Source organism: Paracoccus broussonetiae, from assembly GCF_031854425.1.
GTDB classification, from domain to species: Bacteria; Pseudomonadota; Alphaproteobacteria; order Rhodobacterales; family Rhodobacteraceae; genus Paracoccus; species Paracoccus broussonetiae.
In genome coordinates this window covers 32642-45100 of record NZ_JAVRQI010000011.1, presented here as the reverse complement: position 1 = coordinate 45100, position 12459 = coordinate 32642, and the positions used below count along the sequence as shown (strand labels likewise).

Here is a 12459-nt window from a genome sequence, read left to right as displayed (position 1 = left end):
AAGGCGCGAAAATTTTCAAGCCCCGCTGTCATCGACAACGGGGCCTGTTGCAGGATTCCAAGGGACGCGCGGGATCAGTAATCGCGTTCGTAGAACAGGCCCAGCGTGCTTTCCCCGTCGCTTGCGACTGATCCCCGCGCCGTCAGGCTGTTCGAGACGTCAAGGTTCAGCTGCAGCTTGGTCGTCCCCTCATCCCCGACCTGAACGTCGGTATAAAGGTTCTCGGACAGGTACTTGCCCGCGCGGACCGACACACGGCCCTGATCGTCCGTGGTCAAGTCCAGATCATCCAGCCCGGTCGAGGCGCGCAGGCGGCCGATGATGCCGTCCCCGCCCCGGCCGGCCAGGGTCGCGATGGCGGTCGCAAGCTGGGCTGCCTGAAGACCGCTGATATTGTCCAGGCCACGACCGAACAGAAGCTGGGACAGCACCTCTTCTTCCGGCATTTCCGGCGAGGATTCGAAGGTGATGTCGGGGTCCCGCGCCTCGCCGTCGATGATGATGCGCGTGGTGACGGAATCCTGCACCGCTTCGGCCACAAGGCGGATCACCGGGATCAGGCTGCCCTGAAGTTCGATGATCCCTTCGGTCAGGTCGAAGCGCTTGCCCAGCAGGTCGACGCGACCGCGGATCAGTTCCAGCTTGCCGATGGGGATCGGCTGGCGGGCATTGCCGGTCAGCCTGATCTCGCCGCCCAGTTCGGCATCAACGCCGCGCCCGCGGATGAAAACCTGATCGGGGGCCGAGATGACCAGATCAAACCGGGCCGGGACGGCCGGAGGCGTGGCCGGTGGCGTGGTCATGCCTGCCGCGCGCGAATCCTCGCTGGGGAATTCCAGCAGGCCGGCCTTGGCCCGCGTCTGCCGCTGCGGTGGGCGTTCGTTCAGATGGGTAATGTCGGGAATGGCACGCGCGCCCCCAAGCCCGGTCGAAGGGATGCGGATCTCGGTCGTGCCCAGGTCGATGCGGCCCGTCACCAGTGGCCCCGCCGCCTGCGACCCCGAGATGCGCACGTTGCCATTCGCCCGCGTCTCGTAAAGCGTGGGATCGCGCAGCACGACATTCTGGATGCGCACGTCCAGATCCATGGGCCGGTCGCCGGTCAGCGTGATCGGCCCGCGAACCGTGATGGTGCCGCCCGATTCCACCGCGCCGCTGACATCCACCGCGATGCGCCCGGCATTCAGATCGGCGCGCGCATTCAGCGATGCAATGCTCAGCCCCAGCTTCGGTTCGGCCAGCCGTCCGTTCGACAGTTCGACCCGGCCGGTCAGCGATTCAAGCGAGGGCGCGCCGTTCATGCGGATATCGAAGCTGAGTGGCCCCTCGACGCTGCGGGTCCGCAGGAAGGGGTTCGCAGCGGCCGCATTGCTGCGGCCCTGGACCCGGATATCCATGCTGGCAAAGTCGGTGCGTGCCTGTCCGACGATGGTTGCGCTGGTCTCACCCGGCGCCGTCGCGGTCAGGTTCACGTCATAGGCAGCACCCGTATTGCGGATGCGACCGCGCAATTCGGCCGGGCCGGGAAAGCCAGGAACCACCAGGGCAAGATCGTTCAGCCGCCCGTCCAGGTTCAGCCCCTCGGCCGGACTGCCATTGCCGGTCAGGCGGAACTGCCCGTTCCCGGCCTCAAGCCGGCTGACGGTCAGGCTGCCATCCGCGCGCTGGGTGGCGGCAAGGTCGATTCGGGTTTCGCCGGCAAGCACCGCATCGGCCTGTGGCTTGCCGATGGCCAGACCGCGCGCCGTGCCCTGCGCCGTGATCGCGCGGCTACCGCCCTGCTGGTCGACGACACGGGCCTGCGCCTGTACCGCCCCCCGGAACCCATTGCCCAGAAAGCGCAGGTCGTCGGCGCGCAGGTTCGCTCGCAGATCCGTCGCCCCGGCCCCCACACGCCCCTCGGCCGTGACGTTCAGGCGTGGATTGTCGACCTGCGCCGTCTCGATCGAAAAGACGCCATCGCGTTCGACGCCCCGGACGGAAAGCCTTGTCGCCCCGCTAAGCGCACCATCGACCTGCGCCTGGCCAAAGGACAGGTTGTTGCCGGTGCCGGTCACGTCCAGCCGCCGGGCGCCGGTGCCATCGTCGCGGAAGCTGCCCTGCGCATCCAGCGACCCGCGCCAGCCGCGCCCGAAGCTGGACAGCGAACGTACCTGAAGCTGCCCGCTCATGTCGGTTTTGGCCCTGCCCAAGGTGCCCTGCGCATTGGCCTGCATCTGCTGGTTCTTCAGGTCGAATTCGTGGACCGTGATCTCTTCCCCGCGCTGTTCGGCGAACAGCTTCAGCTCGGTGATGCCGGTCAGCGCGCCGTCCACGTCCTGCTGCCCGAGGCGCAGATCTGTCCCGCGCCCGGTCATGCGAATCTGGCGCGCGCCGTCCTTTTGGGTCGCGGTCGCCTGCGCCGTCAGCCCGCCCGAGAAGCCGCGCCCCAGCACGGCCAGGTCGGGCATCGACACCGAAAGCTCGCCGTTCAGTTCCTGCGGGGTGAAATGCCCCAGACCCTGCGCGTCAAGCTGGGGGTTCACCAGCTGGAAGCGCTGCAATTCATAGCTGTCCTTGGACTGCATCAGCTCGACCGTCAGGCCGGTCTCGCCCTTGAAGGCGCCGTCAATCTCGGGGATGCCAAGAATAAGGTCCTGCGCATCGCCCTTGACCACCAGCCGGCGCGACCCGGCCGGACCGGTCAGGCGGGCATCTGCACTGAGCAGCCCCGAGAACTTCGGATCGGCGACCGACAGGTCCGGCATTGTGATCTTGGCCGAGACATTGCTGTCGGCGCTGCTAAGCTTGCCCTGCGCCTCGGCCGTCAGGTTCTGCGCATTGACGAACAGCCGCCGCAGATCGATCCCGGTCGTGTCCCGCCGGGCGCTAAGCTCGATGCGCGAAGCGCCTGCCAGCATGCGGTCGGCATTCACCTGCCCGATGCTGATATCCTGCCCCTCGATCCGGGTGTCGACGTCAAAGGCCTTGCTGAGCAGGACATAGCGCCCCTTGATCGCCGCAGTCGCGCTGCCCCCCAGCTTCCGCTGCGCAAGGACCGAAAAGCGCGACAGGTTGCGATGTTCGGCATTCAGGTCGCCCGCCAGCGCGATCCCGCTTTGCAGGCCGGAAACGTCCATGTCGCCGGTCACGCGGAAATCGTCGCCATTGATATTCATGCCCCACAGCTTCAGGGCATTGCCGGGGGTGAAGGCAAAGTTCAGACCGCCGTTCAGCGTGTCCCCCAGCGCCTCGGCCAGGCCGGGACCGCTGGGTTCCAGATCGTCCATGCCGAATGCAACCCAGCCGCGCACTTCGGACAGGGCCTGTTCAGGGGTCAGGACCACTCGGCCGCGGCCGTCCAGCCGAACTTCGGACAGGCTGATATCGGGGCGGGACAGATCGCCGATGCGGCCCGTCAGCCGCCAGCCGGAATCCTGCGCGGCGTCATAGGTCAGCAGGACGCTGCCCGAGCGCACGGTTGTCGGTATCTTGCCGAAGGGGACCGCGACCGGCAATTGGGTCGCCCCCGCGTCCTGCCCCAGAAGCAGGGTCAGGTTCGCGCTTTCGGGCGCGCCCTTGGCGTTCACCTTGACCGCGCCCTGCAGGTCCAGCCCGCCGGTCGTGACCTTCAGTTCGGGGACGTCCAGCCGGCCATCCTGCCCGCGCCAGCCATTCGCGCGGATCCTGGACTGACCGGCAAAGAATTCCTGCCGGTCCGGCTTGATCAGCGGGGCGATGTCTCCGTCAAGATCCATGCGGAAAGCTGTCCCCGGCGCACCGTCCTGGGCCTGGGCCATCACTTCGACCTTGCCCTTGACGCGCGGCTGGCCGTCGGTCGCAAGCTGGATCTCGGCCGCGAAATCCGAAAGCGGACCATTGCCCTTGATCTCGGCCTTGACGGCGGGGCGCCCGTTCATGTTGACGAGGTTCGAGAACAGCCCGTTCTTATCCTCGTCCAGATTCAGGTCCAGATTCAGGACGCGGCTTTCGTTCGAAAAGGACGTGACCAGCCCGAATTGCCCGCGCGGCCCGTCGACGCGGTTGATGGTCAGGTTCGTCGCGCCCTCGCCATTGGCAAGGTTCATCGAGCCCTGCACGGCCAGCACCGCCTCTAGTCCCATGACTGGCGCACCCAGTTCCACCCGTCCGACCGAGATCTTGTCGATATTGACCGACACCGGCAGCTGCGGCAGCGAGAATTCACGCGTCTCGGCCTGCGGCGCGCCCGCGGGGCCGCCGCCCGGCCGGCGCGGCAGGATCACGCGTTCTGCCGAAAGCTCCTCGATCTGGACGCGACGGCCCAGCAGGGCCGAGCGCTGCCATTGCAGCGCCCCGTTTTCCAGCGTGATCCAGACGCCCTGGTCATCGGCGATGGTCAGGCGGGTAAAGGTCGCCCTGGATGACAGCGCCCCGCGGAACCCCTCAAGCACCACCTGGCGACCAGCGCCGGAAAGCTTTTCCTCAAGGAAGCGCGTGATGAAGCCGCGGTCATCCTCGACCTGTTCGGAAATCTCGGCGGCGCTGTCGGGCTCGGCCTCCTGCGCGGTGCCCCAAAGCGGAACCGTCGTGGCCAGCCAGATGCCAAGCAGGATGCGAAAGGTCAGATCATGCAATTTCATCAGAATGCCTGCCCCAGCCCGATATAGACCTGAACGCCGCCATCGTCGTCGTCGTCCTCGAAGCCGCCGCCGACGGGCACTGCGATGTCGAAGCGCAGCGGCCCGATCGGGGTGCGATAACGGATGCCCGCCCCTGCCCCGGCCTGCCAGTCGCTGCTTCCCGAAAAGCCGCTTTCCTCCCACACGCGACCGGCATCGGTAAAGACGGCAAGGCCGATCTTTTCGCGGATCTGATAGCGGGTCTCGGCCGTCAGGGTCACAACGCTCATACCGCCGGTCTTGACCGTGCCGCCGGGGCCGCGGATCACGTTCACGCCCAGCGATTCAAAGGAATGGCCGCGCACCGTGCCGCCACCGCCCGAATAGAACAGGTAGTCGCGCGGCACTTCATCGATTTCGGGCCCAAGCACCGTGCCAAGCCGCGCCCGCCCCGCCAGCGTCACCCGATCATCGGTGCCGAAACTGTAATAGCCGCGGCTTTCCCCGATCAGCTGCGCGCCCGAGCCGGTTTCGTCCTGCAACCCGACAAAGGGAGTGGCCGAGCCGTAAAGCCAGTATCCGCGCTTGGCATCTGTCGGCTCGTCCCGCTTGTCCCATGTGACCGACATCGGGAATGCGAACAGGCGAAAGTTCGTGCGTCCGGAATCGTCATCGACCCGCAGCGCGCGGAATTGCAGCGCGATATCCGCCGTCAGCTCGTCACTGGGCTGATAGGTGAAGCCAAGGCCAAAGGTGCCGGCCTGCTGGTCGTAATCCTCTTCCTGCTCGCTGCTGACCTCGGCCATGACATAGCCGGTGATATCCGGATGCAGGGTCGCCGGACGGTCGATCCGCGCGCCCAGCCGATAATCCGTGCCCGAGGTGCTGGAGCCGACATCCTCGATGCTGGCGTCGATGCGCAGTCTCTCGCCCCCGCCCATCAGGTTGCGGTGCAGCCAGTAGCCGGTCAGCGAGAAGCCCTCGACGCTGGAATATTCGAAACCACCCCCGAAACGACGCAGCTTCTGTTCGACTACAAGCAGGTCGACATCCAGCGTGTCGTTCGGGCCGATGTAATCGGACTCGGTCAGTGTGATCGCGGAAAAGACACCCGAACGCCGCAGACGCTTGCGCACGTCCTCAAGCTCTTCGGGATCGTAGCGCTCGCCCTCGGGAAAGCCCGCGATCTTGCGCAGGCGGCGCGGGTCCATGCGCTGATAGCCGCGGATACTAAGCTGGCCGAATCGCAGCGACGGGCCGGGGGCCAGCATGATGCGGCTGTCGACCAGATTCGTCGCGTGATCGGCAACGATATCGGTCTGCGCGACGGCAGCCTTGGCATGGCCGACATTGCGCCAACCATCGACGGCCGTGGTTGCGGCTGATTTCATGTCTCCGGTGCGCGCGACTTCGCCCGTCCGATATTGGTGGGGAATATTGGTCCCCGGCGCAACCGGACCGATATCGGCGCGGCTATAGCGGAATCGCGGCCCCGGATCGACCACGACCTCGACCTTGCGCACGCTCCGCGGTGCATCAAGCGGAGCGATCGAGGCAGCCTCGACCCCGTCCAGCCGGATATTGATGATCCCGGAGAAATACCCTTCGTCGTAAAGGACGCCCAGAATGCGCGCGTAATCACCACGCGCCGCCGCCAGCATGTCCTGTCCGGTGACGCGCCCGTCCTTCTGCGCGCCAAGCAGCAGCGAGGTATTGCGCACCGCGGGCAGGATGTCGTCGTCGCGGCCACCGATCTGGAAGCTCAGGTCAACGGCCGAGCCTTCGTTATTGTCCTTGCGGCCGAACAAGCCCGAGAAGGGTGATGAGGATGCGGATGAAGAACTGCCGGATTGGGCCAGCACAGCCCCCGTTGCCACCCCCAGCATGATTGCCGCGGCAGCGCCAGCCTTCAAAATCCGTCCCATTCCACCTGCCCTGCTCTGGCTTTCGGGGCAGTCTTGCAGGAGGAGCCCTCAAAAGCCAGTGTCAAGCACCCGTGATCGGCGGATGTTCACCCAACTGCGGCAAGACAGCCATGCAGGGCCGCCATGTCATCCAGGATCACGCCGATCGGAACCGCGGCGGGGATCTGCGCCATCAGCGGATCGGACAGGAACGCGGCCTCGAACAGCGGCATGCGCCGCGTCGCGCTGCGGGCCACGCTGCCTGCCAGGAACATCCCGTCCATCGGCATGAAGCGCAGCGCCAGCTCGCGGCAGATCAGCCCGAACAGCCTGGCGTAAAGATCGCAGGTCGTGACCGCCGCGGCATCCCCGGACTCGGCGGCGGTGACGACCTCTTCGGCGCGCTGGGGGGCAAGGTCGTGCAGAACGGCATGCAGCCGCGCAAGGCCGCGGCCTGCAAACAGTTCCTCGACGGAATCAAAGGCGCGGGCCTTGTCGCCCAGCGCCTCGGCCAGCGGAATGGCGACCGAGACGGGCAGCCGCGTATGTCCCTCTTCCGCCTCAAGGCAGGCGATGCCGCCGCCGGGCAGAACCTTGACCGCGCAGACATTGAAGCCGGTGCCCGCGTTGACGACCAGCCGCTGGCCATTGCGCGCGCCATCCGTGGGCGCCTGCCGCAAGAAGCCCGCCGCGTCGCCCGACAGCGCGGGCGTGGCATACCCCAGGGCGGTCAGGTCGTTGATCAGTCGTGCCCGTCCTGCGCCGGTCAGCGCCAGCAGCCGCTCTTCGCTGAAGTCCCAGTCGCGGTTGGTCAACCGCGCCTGCCCTTGCGAGACAGGACCGGCCACCGCGACGCATACGGCCTCGATCCGGGGTTTGCCCTGCCGTTCCAGGAACAGGCGCACGACCTGGTCGAAATCGGCATGATCCTCGCCGCGAAAACGCGAGATGCTGCCGGTCATGATGCCTTCGGCCCGCGCCAGCGCCAGCCTTGCATTGGTGCCGCCCACATCTGCCAGCAAGATCGCCATCGCGGATTCCTTTCCCCCTGTTGTCCCGGTCCTTTTAGAAGATCGCCGCCGGTGGTGCTAGCGCTCACAACACCGGGACCATGCGGAAAGACCGGAACCCGGCCCGCTTCCGTCGTGTTTCTTCCTTGGGATCGCCGCGAAATCGAAAGGTTGAAACCATGCCGAATTCCATGACCCGCAGCCTGCTTGCCGCAACTCTTGCCGCGCTTGTCGCGCTGCCCGCCGGTCAGGCTGGCGCCACCATCACCCCGCGCGAAGAAAACGCCGGCAACCCGCGCGGCTGGTCCGCCGTGGCGGGCATGGATCCGCGCGCGGTGCGCGAAATGGCCCGCTCGCTGCCGGTTTCGGCCGATGCCGGTCCCGGCCAGCCCTGGTGCGACCGCAATGCCGAGATCGAGTCCGCCCTGCGCGACGAATTCGACGAACACAAGGTCGCAACCAATTCCCGCGACACTGCGCTGTGGGGATCCGAATTGATGGGCACATGGACCGTGGTGCTGGAGCGTCCCGACGCCACCAGCTGCATCATCGCCTCGGGCATAGGATTCAACTCGGGCGAAAGTCCCCAGACCTATTTCGTCAAGGTCGGGCTCAACAGCTGACCCGCCATTTGCAGGAAATGCCTGCAAATGCTATGGCGCGGCAAACACCCATTCTTGAGGCATTGCCGTGACCGATCACATCATCAAAGATATCAGCCTGGCCGATTTCGGCCGCAAGGAACTGGACATCGCCGAAACCGAGATGCCGGGCCTGATGGCGCTTCGCGCCCAGTTCGGCGCGACCCAACCGTTGAAGGGTGCGCGCATCGCCGGGTCGCTGCACATGACCGTGCAGACCGCGGTACTGATCGAGACGCTGACCGCGCTTGGCGCCGAAGTCCGCTGGGCGTCGTGCAACATCTATTCGACCCAGGATCACGCCGCGGCGGCCATCGCCAAGTCCGGCGTGCCTGTCTTTGCTATCAAGGGTGAAACGCTTGAGGAATACTGGTCCTATACCGACCAGATCTTTCAGTTCGGCGAAGGCACCGCGAACCTGATCCTGGACGATGGCGGCGATGCGACCATGTATGTCCTGATGGGTGCTCGTGTCGAAGCCGGTGAAACCGAGCTGATCGCCGTCCCGACCTCGGAAGAGGAAGAATTCCTGTTCGCCCAGATCAAGAAGCGCCTCGCGCAGTCTCCGGGCTGGTTCACGCGGCAGCGCGCGGCCCTGCAGGGCGTGTCCGAGGAAACCACCACGGGCGTCCACCGTCTTTACGACCTGCACAAGAAGGGTCTGCTGCCCTTCCCGGCAATCAACGTGAACGACAGCGTCACCAAGTCGAAATTCGACAACAAGTATGGCTGCAAGGAGTCGCTGGTCGACGGCATCCGCCGCGCCACCGACGTGATGATGGCGGGCAAGGTCGCCGTGGTCTGCGGCTATGGCGATGTCGGCAAGGGCTCTTCGGCCAGCCTGCGCGGCGCCGGTGCGCGCGTGAAGGTGACAGAGGTCGACCCGATCTGCGCGCTGCAGGCCGCGATGGACGGTTTCGAGGTCGTGCTGCTTGAGGATGTGGTCGCATCGGCCGACATTTTCGTCACCACCACCGGCAACAAGGACGTCATCCGCATCGAGCATATGCGCGAGATGAAGGACATGGCGATCGTCGGCAACATCGGCCATTTCGACAACGAGATTCAGGTCGCCGCGCTGCGCAACCACAAGTGGACCAATATCAAGGACCAAGTGGACATGATCGAGATGCCCTCGGGCAACCGCATCATCCTGCTGTCGCAGGGCCGCCTGCTGAACCTTGGCAACGCGACCGGCCATCCCAGCTTCGTGATGTCGGCCAGCTTCACCAACCAGGTGCTGGCGCAGATCGAGCTGTGGACCAAGGGCGACGACTACCAGCCCGGCGTCTATATCCTGCCCAAGCATCTGGACGAGCAGGTCGCACGCCTGCATCTGGACCGGATCGGTGTCAAACTGACGACCCTGTCGAAAGAGCAGGCCGATTACATCGGCGTCACCCCCGAAGGGCCGTTCAAGGCCGAGCATTACCGCTACTGACGGGCCGCGCCGACCGGCAAGCCCATGCTTGCGGTTGATATTTCGCCCCGTCCCGCTAGGCTTTCCCCCGGAAGTTCACATTTCGGGGGATGCACCATGAGCAAACGGGACGACCTGATCGCGAAATACGCAGCCGATATGAAGGACAAACTGGGCACCGCGCCGGACATGGACCTGCTGACCAAGGTCGTGGTCGGATGCGGGCCATCGATCTATAACAGCGATGCGGAAACCGTCGCGGCTTCGGATCCGGCCGAGCTGGAGCGCATCAAGCAGAACTATCTGATCAAGAAGCTGGGACTGGGCGACAGCCCCGAGCTGATGGATGCGATCAACGCGGTCGTCGCGAAATACGGCAGCGCCAACCGTAACAAGTATCGCGCCGTCGTCTATTACATGCTGTGCCAGCATTTCTCGCGACAGTCGGCCTACGCCTGAACGGCCAGGCAACGCGTCAGGTCATCAGGGCCTTGATCGCAGCGACATGACCGGCTGGTGCGACACGCGCATCAGCCGTCAGCGCCTCGGCCGCGGGCAGCAGCGTTTCGGGGGCGACCAGCCGGTCGACCAGCCCCCAGGCCAGCGCCTCGTCGGCCGGAACCTTCTGTCCCGCCAGCAGGATCATCCGCGCCCGCGACGGTCCGACCAACTCCGACAGTCGGCGCGCGTCGCTTGGCTGCGGCAGATAACCCAGCCGCATGACCGGATAGAACAGGCTGGCCCCCGGCGCGCAAAGCCGGATGTCGCAAGCCAGCACCATTCCCATCGCACCGCCCGCGACCGTGCCGTTCAGGGCCGCGATGGTCAGGCAGGGCATCGAGGCGACGCGGGCCGACAGCCGTTCCCATTCCGGGGAAAGCGCCAGCCCCGCCCGTGCCTCGTCCAGATCGGCCCCCGCGGAAAACACCCGCCCCGCGCCGGTCAGGACCACCGCGCGCAGATCGGTCCGTTCGGCCATTGCGGCAAAAGCCCCGGTCAGTTGGGCAAGCATTGCCCCGGTCAACGAGTTCGCCTTGTCCGGGCGCGAGATGGTGATCCGCCCCAAACCGTCCGAGAAATCGCTCAAGATCATGCCAACACTCCTTGGAGCCCCGCGCATGCTATGGCACAACCCAAGGCAAATGTTCTTTCCTTGCTTCGACGATGACTTGCTCCGCCCATGAAAGGTAATGAAATGTTCCGCAAACTGACAAGCTCTGCCATGGCCCTTGCCGCCATCGGCACGCCCGCCTTTGCCGACGTCACTCCGGAACAGGTCTGGCAGTCCTGGGTCGAATATTATCAGTCCATGGGCTACACCGTGACTGAGGGCGGGCGCGACATGTCCGGCGACACGCTGACCGTGCGCGACATCCTGATCGCGGGCGGTCCTGAAACCGGCCGGGTCGAGGTCAAGCTGCCGCAGGCGCTGCTGACCGGCCAGGGCGACGGCAAGGTCAAGACCGTCTTCTCGGACAACATGGACCTGACCCTGGAAGGCGCCGAGCCCGAAGGCGGGACCTATACGATCCCGGTAAAAGTCTCACTGCCGGGGAACGGCATGGTGACTTCGGGCGCGCCCGAGGACATGACCCACGCCTTCAACTACCCGACGATCGAGCTGGCATTGACCACGATGACCAGCGACGGCGACGAACGCCCGCTGCCGATGAACTTCGCGCTGCAGAACTCGACCGGCAACTTCCACGTCGTGTCGGGGAATCCGGCGAAATATGACTATGACCTGAAGACCGAAAAGGTCACCTTCAGCGGCGATGTCAGCGACGAAGAAGAAGGCAGCGTGAAATTCGCGGGCAGCATGGAGGGGATCGAGGGCGATGGCAGCATGACCGCGCCCGAGGGCATCGCCAACCTGGAAGAGCAGATGAGCGAGGCGCTGAAGGCGGGCCTGGCGATGGACGGTCGGATGAGGTCGGGGGCGGTCAACGCCACCTTCGAATTCTCGGGCACTGACGAAAGCGGCCAGCCCAGCAGCGGCGCGGGCAAATATGACGGCAAGGGCTTCGACGGCAGCTTCACGCTGTCCAGCGCGGGCATGGGCTATCAGCTTGGTTCGGACGCGATGCAGTTCGACATGACCTCGCCGCAACTGCCCTTCCCGATCAACTATGCGGTGAACAGCGGCAGCTTCAACATGCAGCTTCCGGTCACACAGCAGGACGCGCCGCAGCCGTTCAAATTCGCCTATTCGTTGCAAGGCGTTTCGCTGGGCGATGCGATCTGGAACATGTTCGACCCCGAAGCCAAGCTGCCGCGCGATCCGGCTTCGCTTGAAATCGACCTGGGCGGGCTGATGAAGGTCACCAAGGATCTTTTCGCCCTGCCCGAGCCCGATACCGGCGACGAGACGCCCCCGGCGGATGCGACCGACGACGCCACCGCCGAAAGCATGTCGCCCGACGCCCCCGCCGATGACGCCGAAGCCCAGGCCCAGATGGACGAAATGGACGATGAAACAAGCGCCGAACCCTCGGGCTTCGAACCCGTCCAGCTGGACATCAACCAGATCGCGCTGAACCTGCTCGGTGCCAGCGCAACCGCCACCGGCAGCCTGAAGACGCCTGAATCCGGTTCGATGGATGCCCCTGTGGGCCAGGTTCATGCCGAGTTCCAGGGGATCAACGGCCTGCTCGACAAGCTGGGCAGCATCGGCCTGATCCCTCAGGACCAGATGATGGGCGTGCGCATGATGCTGGCCATGTTCGCCAAGCCCGTCGAGGGCAGCGACGACAAGCTGACCACCGAACTTGAATTCAAGGACGGCGGAGCGATCTTTGCCAACGGGCAGCAGATCAAGTAAGTCCGGCGCCACAACGCCATCCTGCCGCGCCCCGGCCCGTCCGGGGCGCAAGGCATTCCGCCGCCGCCGTCGACCCGAGGAGA

8 protein-coding genes are annotated in these 12459 nt (G+C 65.4%); 4 read left to right on the top strand and 4 right to left on the bottom strand.

Annotation, left to right across the window (positions count from 1 at the left end):
- Positions 1-74: 74 nt before the first annotated feature.
- From RM190_RS14685 to RM190_RS14675, 3 genes are all read right to left on the bottom strand, one after another.
- Entirely contained in the window at positions 75-4601 is a 4527-nt protein-coding gene (locus tag RM190_RS14685) for a translocation/assembly module TamB domain-containing protein (RefSeq protein ID WP_311760210.1), read from the bottom strand.
- Entirely contained in the window at positions 4601-6505 is a 1905-nt protein-coding gene (locus RM190_RS14680) for an autotransporter assembly complex protein TamA (protein ID WP_311760209.1), read from the bottom strand. Before RM190_RS14680 ends, RM190_RS14685 begins: the two co-directional genes overlap by 1 nt.
- Positions 6506-6591: 86 nt before the next feature.
- Entirely contained in the window at positions 6592-7515 is a 924-nt protein-coding gene (locus tag RM190_RS14675; RefSeq protein WP_311760208.1) for a glucokinase, read from the bottom strand.
- Between the two features lie 170 nt (positions 7516-7685).
- Between RM190_RS14675 and RM190_RS14670 the strand changes: the two genes are divergently transcribed.
- The 3 genes from RM190_RS14670 (at position 7686) to RM190_RS14660 (ending at position 10014) form a co-directional block, all read left to right on the top strand.
- Positions 7686-8117: a hypothetical protein gene (locus RM190_RS14670; RefSeq protein ID WP_311760207.1), complete on the top strand. Its 432-nt coding sequence runs from the start codon at positions 7686-7688 to the stop codon at positions 8115-8117.
- 67 nt (positions 8118-8184) lie between these two features.
- On the top strand, positions 8185-9576 hold the full coding sequence (ahcY, locus tag RM190_RS14665) for an adenosylhomocysteinase (RefSeq protein WP_311760206.1): 1392 nt from the start codon (positions 8185-8187) through the stop codon (positions 9574-9576).
- Between the two features lie 96 nt (positions 9577-9672).
- Complete coding sequence (locus tag RM190_RS14660) at positions 9673-10014, top strand: DUF2853 family protein (protein ID WP_311760205.1); 342 nt, start codon at positions 9673-9675, stop codon at positions 10012-10014.
- Positions 10015-10030: 16 nt separating this feature from the next.
- On the opposite strand, the gene RM190_RS14655 is transcribed toward RM190_RS14660, so the two are convergent.
- Positions 10031-10648 carry an enoyl-CoA hydratase/isomerase family protein gene (locus RM190_RS14655; protein ID WP_311760204.1) on the bottom strand — a complete coding sequence of 206 codons (618 nt, stop codon included), beginning with the start codon at positions 10646-10648 and terminating at the stop codon, positions 10031-10033.
- 102 nt (positions 10649-10750) lie between these two features.
- On the opposite strand from RM190_RS14655, the gene RM190_RS14650 reads away from it, so the two are divergent.
- Positions 10751-12376 carry a DUF2125 domain-containing protein gene (locus tag RM190_RS14650; RefSeq protein WP_311760203.1) on the top strand — a complete coding sequence of 542 codons (1626 nt, stop codon included), beginning with the start codon at positions 10751-10753 and terminating at the stop codon, positions 12374-12376.
- The last annotated feature ends 83 nt before the right edge of the window (positions 12377-12459 follow it).